The sequence below is a fragment of the Sorangium sp. So ce1504 genome (assembly GCF_051521635.1).
GTDB lineage: Bacteria > Myxococcota_A > Polyangia > Polyangiales > Polyangiaceae > Sorangium > Sorangium cellulosum_B.
This window is the reverse complement of record NZ_CP150365.1, coordinates 4,381,509-4,396,237: the sequence shown is the minus strand read 5'-3', so window position 1 is coordinate 4,396,237 and position 14,729 is coordinate 4,381,509. Positions and strand designations below refer to the sequence as shown.

Below are 14,729 nucleotides of genomic sequence, written 5' to 3'. Positions count from 1 at the left end.
GCGAGGGCCACTCCGAGCGCCGCCATGGATCCACCCGTGCCCCCATGAGGGCGCGCTCCCCTGCGCGCCCTCATGGATCGGCCGGTGCTCCGCGACCGGCGCGCTCCCCCTGCGCGCCGTCGTTCTTTCAGTCCACCGCGAACAGCTCTTCCAGGTCGGCCTTGGTGAGCTTCTTCGCGCCGCCCGCGTCCTCGCTGAGGACGGAGGCGACGAGCTGACGCTTCTTGTCCTTGAGCAGCAGGATCTTCTCCTCGATCGTCCCCTCGGCGATGAGCCGATAGGCCGTCACCACCTTCGTCTGCCCGATGCGGTGGGCGCGGTCGGTGGCCTGCTGCTCGACCGCCGGGTTCCACCACGGATCGAAGTGGATGACCGTGTCGGCCGCGGTGAGGTTCAGGCCCGTGCCGCCCGCCTTGAGGCTGATGAGGAAGACCGGCACGCTCGGATCGTTCTGGAAGCGGTCGACGCGCTCCGCCCGGTCCTTCGTGGAGCCGTCGAGGTACTCGTAGGCGACACCATCCTCCTTCATCGCCTTCTCGATGAGCCTCAGCATCATCACGAACTGGCTGAAGACGAGGACCTTGTGCCCGCCCTCGACGGCGTTCGCGATGAGCTCCCGGACCGCGACGAGCTTGCCCGAGTCGTCGTCGCCGAACTCCCGCGGCAAGCCGAGCAGCCGCGGGTCGCAGGCCGCCTGCCGGAGGCGGGTGAGGCCGGCGAGGATCTGCAGCTGGCTCTTCGCGAGGCCGACGCGCTCGACCTCGCCGAGGACCTGCGCCCGCACCTCGCGCGCGACCTGCATGTAGAGCGCCCGCTGCTCGCCGGTGAGATCGCAGATCTGATCCATCTCGATCTTCTCGGGAAGATCCTTGGCGACCTCCTGCTTCGTGCGGCGCAGGATGAACGGGTGGATGGCGGCGCGGAGCCGCTGCGCGGTCTTGTAGTCGCCCGCCTCGATCGGGCGCGAGAAGCGGGCCTCGAACTTGTCGAGCGAGCCGAGCAGGCCCGGCGAGACGAAGTCGAAGATGGACCAGATCTCCGAGAGCCGGTTCTCGATGGGCGTGCCCGTCAGCGCGAGCCGGCGCTTCGCGCGGAGCCGCTTGGCCGCCGCGGCGGTGGCGCTCATCGGGTTCTTGATGTGCTGCGCCTCGTCGAGGATGGCGTAGCTCAGGTCGAGCTGCGCGAGGAAATCCTCGTCGCGACGGAGGAGCGCATAGCTCGTGATCACCACCTCCGCGGCCTTCACCTCGTCGATCTGATCCTTGCGATCGGCGCCGTGCCAGAGGGCGACCGACAGCGACGGCGCGAACCGGGCGAGCTCGCGCTCCCAGTTCGTGACGACGCTCGTCGGGGCGACGATCAGCGCGCGCATGTGCTTCTCCTCCTGCTTGACGGCGAGCAGGAGGGCGAGCGTCTGGACCGTCTTGCCGAGGCCCATGTCGTCGGCGAGCACGCCGCCCGAGCCGATGTCATGGATGAACTTGAGCCACGAGAGGCCCGCCTCCTGGTAGGGACGGAGCGTCGCCTTCAGGTTCCTGGGCCGCTTGGTGCTGCCGATCTCGTCGATGTTGCTGAGCTTCTGGAACAGCTCGCGCGCGGAGGCGGTCACGCTCGATCCGCTCGCGTGCTGGAGGAGCTCGTGCACCCGCCCGGCCTGCGCGAGGGGCAGCCGGCCGCTCTTGCCGGCCGCCATCATCAGCTCGACCTCGCGATCGAGCATCGCGCGCACGGCGTCGGGATCGAACGCGGCGAACGACCCGTCCTCGAGGCGGACGTAGCGCTTGCCCTCGGCGAGACAGCGGCGCAGCTCGTCGCGATCGACGCCGATGCCCTCGCTCTCGAAGCTGAGCTTGACGTTCAGCCAGTCCATCCCCGAGGTGACCTTGGCGAACATGCCGATCGGCCTGCCGCGCACCTGCGTGTCGACGAGATCCTCGGGGACGAAGAGGTCCCAGTCGTCGGGGAGCTCGGCGAGCCCCTCGGTCCAGAAGGTGAGCGCCTGGTCGCCGTTCGCGATGAAGCCCTGGCCCGTCTCGTCCGGCTTGAGCCCGAGGGCGAGCAGCTTGCTCGCCGCCTCCTGCTGCGCGGCGATGTCCACGCGGATGCAGCGGGCGCGCTTCATCCCCTCCTCGGGCGGCTGCACGAGCACCGGGGGCGACATGCCGTCGGCGCGCACCGCGACCTCGGCGTCGCCGTAGGCGGCGGTCAGCGTGACGCGCGCCTCGATGAGCGAGCCGCCCGCGCGCATGCGGAACGTGGGCACGAGATCGACGACCTCGGCGATCTGATTCAGGTCGGGCAGCTCCGCGCCGACCTCGAGCGCGATCTTGGGCAGCCCCTGCATGATGATGCGGGCCAGCTCGCTCATCGGCTCGCCGATGGTCGGCGAGCGGAGCAGGCGGCGCATCGCCGCGGGGGAGACGCGCTTGTCGATGCGGCGCGCGAGCCCCTCCTGCGTGTCGATGTGCCAGCCCGGCCAGCCCTCGAACCACCCGCCCTGCAGCAGCGAGAAGCGGCGCTTGTCGTTCCCCCGCTCGAAGCTCGTCTTCACGATGATGGTGTCGCCGCCGACGGTCTCGAGATCGAAGCGCGGCCGCAGGCTGTCGTCGCCGAAGCGGAGCTGCATCAGGGCCGGCTCGAGCAGCACGCGCTGGCCCTCGAGCAGCGGGAGCAGCTCGGCCACGTCCTCGCCGCGGATGTCGACGGCTGGGTGGCGCGGGTTGCCGCTCTCGAACCGGGCGAGCAGCCGGAGCGCGTCGCGATCCGGCGTCGGATAGAGCGCCTGCCAGGCGAGCGCCGCAGAGGGCAGCACCGGGACGCGCGCCTCGGCGTCGAGGACGGTGACGGTCAGCGCCCCTTGCCGCACGTGGAGGCGGAACTCCACGCGCCGTGCCCCGGTGACGCCCTCGGGCGGAAGCCAGGCGCCGATCCCGGTCTGCTTGGCCGTCGCGTCCAGGATCGGCGCCGCGAGGGCGACGGATGAGCCCGGCGGCCCGTGGGTGCCGACGACGGTCGGGACAGGCGCCGACGGCGTGATCGCCAGGCGCCCGCGGCGGTCGCGACGGCGCACACGCTTCAGGGCGTCACCGCCGGCGTGGGCGGTCTGCGGGACGAGCGCCGGGATCGGCGGCTCGCGTCGCGGCTGCGCGCCGCGCGCCTGGTCGCGGATGCTGATGAGCAGCGCCGCGACGTGCTTGCAGTGCTGCCCAGCCTTCTGGAACGCCGGACAGGAACATTGCGACTGGATGCCATCGGGCGATAGCTCGACCTTGACCGGATACGGCTCGGAGTCGGCGGCGCGGACGGTGCCGCTCGCCATCGTCTCGTTGATGGAGATGTCCTCGACGACACGGCGGCGGAAGTACTCCAGCCCGCGGAGGAAGGTGCGGGCGCCAAGCAGCCTTCGCAGGCCACGATCGCTGAGGGTGGAGAGTGCGTCGGAGATCGGAGGCGGCACGTCGTGGGCTCGGGATACAGGTGCGGCGGTTATTCGCCGGGATGGGTCGGGTGAACGGGATCTCTTGGCAAATCCCGCTGGGTGAAGAACCGTCATCAGATGAAGAACGGCAAGAACACGATGATCACGGCGGGGAGCATCTTGATGAGCACGTGGATCGCGGGACCGGCCACATCCTTGAGCGGATCGCCGATCGTGTCGCCAACGACGGCGGCACCATAGGTGGGGTTGTCCGCCCGCGCCCCCGTCTCGTCGACAAGGTAGCGCCCACCGTGCGCGCCGGTCGCGATGTACTGCCTCGCATTGTCCCAGATCGCCCCGGTATTCCCCAAGAAGAGCGACCCGAGGACGCCTGCGACCGTCCCGGCCATGATCAAGGCCGCGACTGAATCGGCCGCGACCAGAGGATTATCTTCCGTCCTTGCAAAGCGCAAGGCAAGTCCCACGACGACGGGCACCACCGCGGAGACGAGGGCTGGCGCGATCATATGGCGCAGCGCGGCCCGAGAGACGATCTCGACGCAGGGCTCGTGGTCGCCTACGAAACCCGGCGGACGGGCGCGGGCCTGGCGCCTCACCTCGTCGAGGACGCGTCGGCCAGCCTGGAGGACGTTGCGAATGCAGCGGCCGGCCAGCCAGAAGACAAGGAGGATCCCCACCAGGGCGCCGAGATAGACCTCGGGCCGGTCGAGGCGCAGGACCATCGCGGTCGTCTCGCCGCGGATCGGCGCGCTCGACGTCAACGCGCGGCGCCGGGACTCATCGAGGTAGCCGGCGACGAGCAGCAGCGAGGCGAGCGCGGCCACGCCGGCCGTGTACGCCTTCGTGAGCGCCTTGGTCGTGTTGCCGACGGCATCGAGCACGAGGGTGCGGCCACGCACGTCCGGCCGCTCGCGGGCGACGGTCACGGCGACGATGCCGCCCGCGTTGTCCACGATGGGGCCGAACGCATCCATGGCGAGGACGTACCCCGCGGTGCCCAGCATCCCCATCGTCGCGACCGCTGTGCCGAACAGGCCCCCCCCGGCGAGCCCGGAGCGGGCGCCGAGCAGGTAGGAGCCGAAGGTGGCGCCGACGACGACCAGGAGCGGGGGAACCGAGCTCTCGAGACCGATGGCGAGCCCGCGCAGCACCGCCATCGCGGAGCCGCTGCGGGCCGCCTCGGCGAGCTCGCGCACCGGGCGGTGCCGCTGCTCGGTGTAGTACTGCGTGACGTGCAGCACGCCGATGCCGGTGACGATGCCGATCACGCCGCAGGCGAAGAAGATGACCCAGTGGGCGTCGAGCAGCCACTTGGCGGCCCCGGCGATGCCGACGGCGTGGAGGGTGGCCGTGACGTAGAGCCCCCGCACGAGCGCGTTGAAGGCGTCCTCGCGGTCGTCGGTCTTGACGACCATGACGCCGAAGAGCGTCGCGATGAGGCCGAACGCACGGCTGACGAGCGGGAAAAGCACGACGGCGAGGGCGCTCGGGAGCCCGGCGTTGTTGCGAAAGAGCATCGCGCCGACCACCATGGCGCCCGCGCTCTCGGTGACGGTGGAGGCGAAGACGCCGGCCGCGCGCCCGGCGCAGTCGCCGACCGTATCACCTGCCAGATCGACGATCGTGGCCGGGTTCTGGAGGTCGTCCTCGTCGAGCCCGACCTCCGCGCCGGCGAGGTCCGCGCCGAGGTCGGCCGCCTTGGAGAAGGTGCCGCCTCCGAGCTGCGCCATCAGGGCGGCGAAGGAGGCGCCGAGCGGGTAACCGGCGATGACCCAGGGGATGGTCGGGGCGAGCGCGAGCGCCTCGGCCGGCTCGGCGCCGAAGCCGCCACGGAACGCGAGGACCGCGGCGAACAGGCCGCCGAGGCCGAGGAGGCTCATGCTCGCGACGAAGAGCCCCGACACGGCGCCGCCACGGAGGGCGATCTGCAGGGCGAGATCGAGCGAGCGGCGGGCGCCGCTCGCGGCGCGCACGCTGGTGCGGGGCGCGATCCAGGCAGCGACGCGGCCGGTCGCGACCGCGCTGGCGGCCCCGACCGCGAACGAGAGCGTCAGCCAGACACCCAGCTCCAGCGCTGGCACCGGGTTGTTCTCCCCGGTGCGCCGGAGGAGGCCGTAGGCGAGGAAGATGGCGCCTCCGAGCATCGCGGAGACCGCGCCGATCACGCTGCTCTGGCGGCGAAAGTACGCCTCCGCGACCCCCTGGATGATCGCTGCGATGCGCTGCATCTCGGGCTCGACCGCGGGGCGTGCGACGACCCAGCGAGCGAGGTAAGCCGCAAAGGCGAGCCCGAGCAGGCCGCCGCTGATGATGAGCGCAAGCTCCGTCATGACGGGCGGACCGGGCGCGCACCGTGGACGCGCTGCCTCGGCCGGTGAGGGATGATGCGGGTGATTGCCGCGGTGTCGACAAAGGCGCCGCAGGAACCCGCGCTGCAGCGGCGCACGCCTTCCCTACTCCGGCCAGGAGGGCCGCGCAAGCGAAGAAGACGCGCGCGGCGAGGTCATTTCAGGTCCTTCGCGTCGCGTCCGACCACGTGGTCCAGCCGGGTCTTGGCGACGAGCGCGCCGACGCGCGCGTTGAGCTGCTGGAGCCGCGCGCGCGTCACCTCGCCCTCGGCGTCGACCACGTCGACGCTCGTGGCTCGCCCTGCCCGGAACAGCTCCGACCGGACGCGCATCGACTCCGTGGCCGCCGCGAGCTGGCGCTCTGCAGACTCGATGCTGCTCGCGGTCTTGCTCAGCTCGGAATACGCCGAGACCACCTCGAGGCGGAGGGCGTCGCGCAGCGCGGCCTTCTGCTCCGCGATCTGCGTGGTGCGGGCGTTCGCCTCGGCGGACGCGCCCGCGGTGGTGAAGATGTCGTTGACGACCCACGTGGCGCGGACGCCTGCGGACCACGTCGCATCGAACCTGTCCTGAGCTCCGAAGACGCGTTGGTTGGGGTTCGCGTAGGTGAGATCGGCGAACCCGTCCAACCGCGGGAAGTAGCCGGCCCTCGTGACCGCCTCGGCCTTCTCGAGCGAGTACTGCGTCTCGTCGAGGGCGCGGATCTCGAGGCGCTTCTGAAGCGCCTCCTGGACCAGCGCCGGGAGCGCCTCCGCGGGCGGCTTCGCAGGCGCGCTCCCCATCACATCGATCCCCAACGTGAGCGGCCTGTCCGGCGCGGCGCCGAGCGCGATACGGATCTGGTCGTCCGCGACCAGGAGCGCGGCCTGCGCCTCATTGAGCACCTGCTCCGCGCCGGCCACCTGGGCCTCGAGCCGGAGCACGTCAGCGCGTGAGAGCAGCCCAACTTCGAAGGTGCGGCGCGCGTCCTCGACGTGCGCCCTGGACTGAGACACCGCCTCACCTGCGACGACGACCTGCCCCTTCACGCGGACCCAGTTGAAGAACGCGATCTTCGCGTCGGCCGCGGCTTGCAGCGTCTCCGCCTGCAGCTCGAGCTTCTTCGCGCTCTCTGCGTGGGACGCCGACGCGTACCCCTGCGAGATGCGGAACACGTAATCCGAAATGGGCACGGCGAGGCTCGCCGTCAGGGAGTAGGAGTTGACGGACGAAGGGAGGCTAAGCCCAGGAGAACGGCTGAGGGTCACGAAGCGGCCGTCGCCGTCGACGACACACTGCCCCGCAGCGGCGTCTGCGCAAGGCGCGGTGGAGAGGGGTCCCTCGCTGAATCCAGATTGCCCCGGGCCATTGGTCACGCCGACGACCGGCGCCCCCGCGCCGAGGGCCGGGGTCTCGACCTCTGACAAACGCGTGTAGGTGGCCGTGAGCGTCAGCCGCGGAAAGAAATTGACCATCGCCTGATCGACCTTGGCAGCGGCCGCGCGGAGATCGGCCTGCTTGGCGCGGAGCGACGCGCGCGTCCGCAGCGCAGCCTTCGCGACGTCGTCCGGCGTCAGCCCTCCCGGCTGCGGCGCAAGCGCCGTGGCGAGCGGATCGGCCTTCGGCGCCGCCGGCTGGGCCGCAGCGATAGGAGCGCCCGGGGGCTGCGGTTGGCCCGCGGCAGGAGGCGCCGGGGCGGGCGGCGGGGTGACCGGCTGCGGAGCCGCCGGTCGGGGAGCGGCCGGCTGCCCCGCGGCCGGTGAGGCGATGAGCCCGAGGGCGAGCAGCCCGGCGAGCGTCGAAGCCAGCGAGATGCTGCGTCGAGACGAGGGTGCGGTGCTTTTCATGACCGGTGGGTCACTTATGGGCGGCGAGAGCACCCGTCAAGTCACAGGCGATCCCACGCATCGCGTCTCGGCGATCGCTCGCCTCGCCGTCTGGCGAAGGTGACCGGGAAGCCCGCGCTCTCGGCCCACGGCGCGCCTGCGCCCCCAGGCCCGCGTCATGCCGCGACCGCGACGGGAACCGTCCCGGGCCGCGCCGGACACGGTGGTCTGGCGCGCTCGTCGTGCCGTGCCGCAATGGGCCACGACAGCAGGGACGTCATCACCGATGCGCGGCACGGGACCCTCGCCAGACACGCCATCCAACCCCCGCTCACGCTCGCTATGGACGGCAGGAATACGTCGCTCTCTCCGCGGCAACACGTATTGCCGCGCGCGATCGGATGGAAGAACATCGAATGAAGTGGCCGCCATCTTGCTTGGCGGCGGACCGGAGGCCCTCATGCATCGACTGCTTGCGTCGCGCCGCAGCTTCTCCCCGTTCCTCGCCATCCTTGTGATCGCATCACCCTTTGCCGCCTGCGCTCCGTGGGAGCTCGGTGAGGACGACACCCCCGACATCGGCGATCCTGGGAGCGTCGCGGTCGCGGCGGAGCCGCCGCCCGCCATCAGCGGCGGAACGCTCGCCGTGAGCAAGAGCGCCCTCCGGGCGGTGGCCGCGGATCCGGATCGCGACCGGGTGTGGATCGTCGATCTCCAGGCGCAGAAGCTGACCGCGGAGATCGCCCTGCAGAAGGGCGACGAGCCGGGCAGGGTCGTCGAGGACGACGCGGGTCGCTTCCACGTCGCGCTCCGCCGCGGCGGCGCGATCGTGACCGTCGACGCGGAGAGCGGGACGATCATCGACCGGCGCGACGTGTGCCCGGCCCCGCGGGGGGTCGCCTACGATGCGCAGACCGACGCGCTCCATGTCGCGTGCCTCGGCGGCGAGCTCGTCACGCTCCCGGCCGGTCCCGGCGCGGCGACGCGCCGCCTGAAGCTCGATCGCGACCTGCGCGACGTGGTCGTGGACGGGGACCGGCTCCTGGTCAGCAAGTTCCGGTCTGCCGAGCTGCTCACCATCGGGGCGGACGGCATGGTGATGGAGCAAAAGAAGCTCCCGAATTTCAACCTGTTCGGGCAGGATTTCGCGCCGACCGTCGCCTGGCGGACGATCAAGCTGCCGACAGGCGGTATCGCGATGGTCCACCAGCGCGCCTTGATCGCGCCCGTCGAGATCGTGGAGGGGGGCTACAGCTCCGGCGGATGCGATGGGAGCGTCGTCCACGGCACGGTCTCGGAGGTCGGGACGCCCGACTCCGACGGCCAGCCGAACCTGGCCGCTGCCCTCCCCTCCGCGACCCTGCCGGTCGATGTCGCGGTGTCCGATGACGGTCTCTCGTATGCGGTCGTCGCGGCCGGCAGGAGCGAGATCCTCATGACCAGCCGCGCGAACTTGAACGTAACGATGGGTGCCCCCGAAGGAACGTGCGTCGAGGCGGAGCAGCGCGTGGTCGTGGAAGGCGAGCCCACGGCCGTCGCGTTCGCCGGCGGCTCCGTGGTGGTGCAGACCCGCGAGCCGGCGGGCATCCAGGTCCTCGGGGCTCCCAACACCGCCGGCAACCGCGTCGCCAAGGTCATCACGCTCCCCGGGGAGAGCCGCAGGGACACCGGCCACGAGATGTTCCACCGGAACACTGCCGGCCCGATGGCGTGTGCGTCGTGCCATCCGGAGGGAGGCGAGGACAGCCATACCTGGCACTTCAACCCCATCGGACCGCGGCGCACCCAGTTCGTCAGCGGCGGGATCCTCAACACAGCGCCGTTCCACTGGGACGGCGATATGTCGGGTATCGAAGCCATCATGGACGAGGTCTTCGAGCGGCGCATGGGCGGCATGCACCAGGGACCGCGCCGGGTGAAGGTCTTCGCCCGGTGGATCGACAGCCTCCCCGCTCCGCCGGTGTCGTCGGCGCCCGACGCAGAGGCCGTCGCGCGCGGCGAGGCCCTCTTCCACGACAAGGCCGTCGACTGCGCGAGCTGCCACGCGGGCGCTCAGCTCACGACCAACGACTCGTTCGACGTCGGTACGGGCAAGCCCTTCCAGGTGCCGTCGCTGGTCCGCATCGGCGCGCGCGCGCCGTTCATGCACGACGGATGCGCGCCGACGCTGAAGGACCGGTTCACCAACCCCGCCTGCGGCGGCGGCGACCGGCACGGCAAGACGTCCCAGCTCTCGGACACCCAGCTCGACGATCTGGTCGCCTACCTCGAGACCCTCTGACCCCTTCCAGCGGGATTTTCCGCCGCTGAGCCCGCCCGATCGCGCCCCTTCACCGCGAATGATGTAACGAGCGCCGAGCCGCGATATGCTGGCGCGGCGTGAACGTCGCCGAAAAAGTCGCCACCCTCGAAGCGCTCCTCCACCGGGTGCAGCGGAACGCCGCTGCGCCTCGCACCCGGGCGCAGCTCGCGGCCTCCGCCGAGCTCGTCCCGCATCGCGGCGAGGCGCCCGGCGCCATCGCCAACGACACGGCGGGCGCGGCCTCGCCCGACCCCAGGTTCAGCTCGACGGAAACGTCGCCGGCGAATGAAGCACGGCCGGCAGCGGTCGCCTCGAGCGGACCGTCTGCGCCGCGCGCCATCGAGCCCGTCTTGGACGACGTCGGTGGCATCGACGCCTTCAGCCCGGCGGCCGCGCAGGCATCGCAGACCGCGGCGGCCAGCGCCGCGAAGCAGCCCGCAGCGGCCGCGAAGGCACCGCAGCAATCCCCGGCGAAGACGCCGCAACAGCCGCCGGTGAAGGCGGCCGCAGCGGCCACGCCCGCAGCGAGCGGGGTCAAGGCCGCGGCCGTCAAGCCGGCCGCGGCGACGCCGGCGCGCAACCCTGCGCCGCCTCCCAGCTCACCCGGGAAGCCGGTCGCGAGGCCCGCCGCCTCCATCGATCTCCCGCGGGCTGACGCCGGCCCCTCCGCCGGTGCTCAGGAGACCTTCCGCCCTCCCGCGGAGGCGGCCGAGCTGAAGCCGAGAGAGGCAGCCAGGACCGCGGCCAAGGTCACGGCGCCTGCGGCCAGGTCAGCTGCCCTGGGCAAGGACGCGCCCGGTGCAGGCCCGGCGATGCCCCCGGCCCGGGGCTCCAGCCCGCGCGCAGAGACGAAGCCGTTCTTCCCTCACGAGGACGTCGCTGCGCGGCCGAAGGTGGTGGAGGGCGACAGCGAGCTCTCGTTCGCAGGGCTCCTCCCCGACGAGCCGGAACCCGGCCAGAAGCCCGCCGCGGCGCTGAAGCTCCCGGCCGAGCGCAGGGCGGCGCCGGATGCCGCGGTGCCCGAGGCGCGCGCGGAGCGCAGATCCCTGCCTGACCGCGCGGAGGTACACGCCACGACCGCGTCGGCCGCCGCGGACGACGCCTCCACGCTCGAGGCGGTCACTGCCCGTGGGCCGTCCTCTTCTGGTGAGCCGGTTACCCCCAAGGCGCCGGATCCGATCGCCGCCGCCACGCGGCGCGCGATGGGGGAGCCTGCCACCGAGCGAGAGTTCAGCCGCGAGATGGTCGACGACGAGCCGACCGTGATCCGCGGCATGCTCGAGGACGAGCCCACCGTCATTCGTTCTCGCCCCGAGGGCCTCGAAGACGAGGAGACGGCGATCCGTTCCGCGCGGTCCGAAGCCCAGGCCGTCGCGCGCTCGGTCGCGGAAGAGGCCGGCGATGCGTCGCCTGGAACGCTGTCCAGAGACGCGAGCGACGAAGCGGATCGCAGGTCCAGGCCGAAGGCGGCCGACCGCGACCTTCTCCCGAAGGTCATCACCAAGGACCCGCCCCTCCCGGCCGACAAGGACGTGAAGCCTTCCGACCACGTCACGACGCGGCCCGCCGCGGACGCCGGCATCACCGTGCGACCGCCGCCGCGCCCGCGCTCCCGCGTGGGCATCGTGATCGCCGCCGTGGCGCTCCTCGTGGGCGGCGCAGCGGTCGCGTACCGGCTCAGCGTCTCTGACCCCGAGCCCGCGCCCCTCCCCGACGTCGCCCCCGACACGTCTCCGGGAGCGACCCAGAGCGCGACCGCGCAGCCGCCGGCCACCGCGCCGACGCCGACCGCCGCGCCCACCGAGACGGCGCCCGCTGCACCGTCCGCGGCCGAGACCGCGACGCCGGCAGCGAGCGCTGCACCCGAAGCGAGCGCTGCGCCCGAGGCGAGCGCTGCACCCGAGGCGAGCGCTGCGCCGGCCGCAGGCAAGGCGGAGGATCTGCCGCCGAGCCGGGGCCACCTGACGGTCAATTCGCCAGAGCGCGCGTCGGTGTATGTGAACGGCTCGCTCGCCGGAAGCACCGGAGAGACGCTCGACGTGCCTTGCGGGACGCGTTACGTGCGGCTCGGCAAGCTGACGACGGAGAAGACGTCGACCCCCGCGTGGCTCTCCGCCGGCCAGGCGGTCATCGTCGGTTGCCGCAAGCAAACGGTCGTGTCGATCACGTCCTCCGCGGCGAGCCCGACGCCCGACCGCCCCACGAAGCGGAAAGGCAGCCCCGCCGGCACCGCCACCCCGGACGGTGAGGGCGCTGCGCCCGCGCCCGCTGAAGAGACCGCGCCTGCGCCTGATCCCGCTCCTTAGAAACCCGCGCCCCCGGCCGGTCCGGTCGGGGCCTGCTCCCTAGGGGGCGCAACATGCCCCATGCGGAGGGGCAGGAGCGCGGTGCTAGGCTCCGCGCCCGATGGATTCCGAGACGACTCCCCTTCCCCACGAGGCCTGCGCCGCAGCTGGCGACGCGGCGTCGTCGGCGTCCGTCAGGGTAGCGAGCTCCGGCCCCTTCCCTCTGCGCAGCCCGGCAGGGGGAGCGCCCCTCGACGGCGTGGCAGAGACAGAGCCCAGCGCCCTCGCGACGATCGTTGCCAGCGCACGGGCGGCGCAGATCGCCTGGGCGGAGGTCCCGATCAGGGAGCGCGCCGAGCTCGTCGCGCGCGTCAAGAAGCGCCTGCTCGCGCGGGCCGAGGAGATCGCGACGCTCGTGCACCGCGAGTGCGGCAAGCCGATCGAGGAGGCCGCGCTCGCTGAAGTGCTCCCGAACGCGGATCTCATCGACTACTGGACCCGGTCCATCGAGGAGCTCCTCGACGACTCCCCCGTCGCGCTCGACCCGCTCGCCTACCCCGGCAAAGTCGGGCGCATCCAGAGGGATCCGCGCGGCGTCGTCGCGCTCATCACGCCCTGGAACTACCCTGTCGCGATCCCGCTGCGCACGATCGTGCCGGCGCTGCTCGCGGGCAACGCCGTCGTCTTCAAGCCGAGCGAGGTCACGCCGCGCTCCGGCGCGCTCGTCACTTCGCTGTTCGACGGGCTGCTCCCGGACGGCGTCCTCGCCGTCGCGCAGGGCGGCAGCGACGTCGGCGCCGCGCTCGTCGGGGCCGGCGTCGATCTCGTCGTCTTCACCGGCAGCGTCGCCACCGGCAAGAAGATCGCCGTCGCGTGCGCCGAGCGCCTCATCCCGACGTCCCTGGAGCTCGGCGGGAAGGACGGCGCCATCGTCCTCGGCGACTGCGATCTGGAGCGCGCCGCGCGCGGCGTCCTCTGGGGCGCCTTCACGAACGCCGGACAGAACTGCGCCTCCATCGAGCGCGTCTACGTCGAGCAGGCGATCGCGGACCGCTTCATCGCGCGCGTCATCGCGCTCACGGGGCAGCTCCGAGCCGGCATCGACGTCGGCGTGATGACGACGGCGCGGCAGGCGGAGATCGTGCGGCATCAGCTCGAGGCGGCCGTCGAGGGCGGGGCAGAGATCCTCGCCGGCGGCGCGCCGGAAGAGGGCTCGCTCGCCTTCCCACCGACGGTCCTCAAGGTGGAGCGAGAGGACACGCCGCTGCTCCGGGACGAAACCTTCGGCCCCGTTCTTCCCATCATCGTGGTGAAGGACGCCGAGGAGGCGATCGCGCGCACCAACGCGTCCCGCTTCGCGCTCACGACCAGCCTCTGGACCCGCGGCTACGAGCGGGCCCACGCGCTCGCGCGACGGCTGCGCTCCGGCGTGGTGACGATCAACAACCACGGCTTCACGGGCGCGCTCCCGGCCGCGCCGTGGACGGGGGCGGGAGACAGCGGCTACGGCGTCACGAGCAGCCCACACGCGCTCGCGGAGCTCACGCGGCCGCGCTTCTTGCTCGAGGACCGCAGCAGGGCGAAGAGCGAGCTGTGGTGGTACCCTTATACGCCCGCGCTCCGGACGGTCGCCTTCGCGATGGCGCGGGCGCGAGGGGGAGCCGGATGGTTCGGCCGCGTCAGCGCCCTCGTCGAGCTCGTCGCCGCGCTCGCGAGGCGCCTGCTCGGTCGCTGATCCCGAGACCCATCGAGCGAACGCATGCGCCCTCTGATCCTCCTCTCCAACGATGACGGCTACTCAGCGCCGGGTCTGACCGCGGTGCGGGACGAGCTCGCCCGGCACGCCGACGTGGTGGTGTGCGCCCCCGCGGTCAACCAGAGCGCGACGAGCCACTCCCTGAGCCTGCACCGCGTCCTCCGGCTGCTGGAGGCTGCGCACGGCGTGTTCGCGGTCGACGGCACGCCCGCCGACTGCATCTACGTCGCCCTTCACGCCGGCACGCGCGTGCTGCCGCGGCGCCCCGATCTGGTCGTGTCGGGCATGAACCACGGGCTCAACCTGGGCGCCGACATCTTCTACTCGGGCACCGTGGCCGCCGCGCGCGAAGGAGCGCTCCGCGGCGTCCCCTCGATCGCGCTCTCCGCCGATGCAGGCGCGTCGCTCCCGGCCGCAGCGGCGCTCGGCGTCAAGCTCGCCCTCGCCCTCCACCGCGCCGCCGGGAAGGAGGGACGCCGGCCAGCGCCGCTGCTCAATGTCAACATCCCTGCGGGCAGCAGCTGGCCCGTGCGGGCCACGCGCATGGGCGCGCGCTTGTACACCGAAGAGGTGATCTTTCGCCGGGATCCGCGCGGGCACGAGTACCTCTGGATCGGCGGCGCGGGCGTACGCCACGACCTCGTCCCCGGCTCGGACACCGAGGCCTACGACGCAGGGGCCGTCAGCGTCACGCCGCTGACCCTCGACCTCTTCGCCGCGCAGCACGAGGGCATCGCAGGCCTCCTCGCCGCGGAGCTCAACGACGGCCACATCACCTGACGTAGCTCGCGTCG

Annotated in this window: 7 protein-coding genes; 4 read left to right on the top strand and 3 right to left on the bottom strand. The window is 72.1% G+C overall.

Features of this window, described 5'->3' with window-relative positions:
- Nucleotides 1-127: 127 nt before the first annotated feature.
- From WMF39_RS16575 to WMF39_RS16565, 3 genes are all read right to left on the bottom strand, one after another.
- Nucleotides 128-3,457: an SNF2-related protein gene (locus tag WMF39_RS16575; RefSeq protein ID WP_437746463.1), complete on the bottom strand. Its 3,330-nt coding sequence runs from the start codon at nt 3,455-3,457 to the stop codon at nt 128-130.
- A gap of 95 nt (nt 3,458-3,552) precedes the next feature.
- A complete protein-coding gene (locus tag WMF39_RS16570) occupies nt 3,553-5,769 on the bottom strand; it encodes a sodium-translocating pyrophosphatase (RefSeq protein ID WP_437746462.1) in 2,217 nt (738 codons plus the stop codon).
- Nucleotides 5,770-5,942: 173 nt separating this feature from the next.
- Nucleotides 5,943-7,613 carry a TolC family protein gene (locus WMF39_RS16565; protein ID WP_437746461.1) on the bottom strand — a complete coding sequence of 557 codons (1,671 nt, stop codon included), beginning with the start codon at nt 7,611-7,613 and terminating at the stop codon, nt 5,943-5,945.
- 439 nt (nt 7,614-8,052) lie between these two features.
- Between WMF39_RS16565 and WMF39_RS16560 the strand changes: the two genes are divergently transcribed.
- The 4 genes from WMF39_RS16560 to surE all read left to right on the top strand — a co-directional run bounded on the left by WMF39_RS16560 (nt 8,053) and on the right by surE (nt 14,715).
- On the top strand, nt 8,053-9,873 hold the full coding sequence (locus WMF39_RS16560) for a c-type cytochrome (protein WP_437746460.1): 1,821 nt from the start codon (nt 8,053-8,055) through the stop codon (nt 9,871-9,873).
- Between the two features lie 98 nt (nt 9,874-9,971).
- Nucleotides 9,972-12,200 (top strand): hypothetical protein, encoded by a 2,229-nt coding sequence (locus WMF39_RS16555; RefSeq protein WP_437746459.1) that lies wholly within the window; start codon nt 9,972-9,974, stop codon nt 12,198-12,200.
- 100 nt (nt 12,201-12,300) lie between these two features.
- Entirely contained in the window at nt 12,301-13,914 is a 1,614-nt protein-coding gene (locus WMF39_RS16550; protein WP_437746458.1) for an aldehyde dehydrogenase family protein, read from the top strand.
- Nucleotides 13,915-13,938: 24 nt separating this feature from the next.
- Nucleotides 13,939-14,715, top strand: a complete 777-nt coding sequence (gene surE / locus WMF39_RS16545; RefSeq protein ID WP_437746457.1) for a 5'/3'-nucleotidase SurE — start codon at nt 13,939-13,941, stop codon at nt 14,713-14,715.
- Nucleotides 14,716-14,729: the final 14 nt, after the last annotated feature.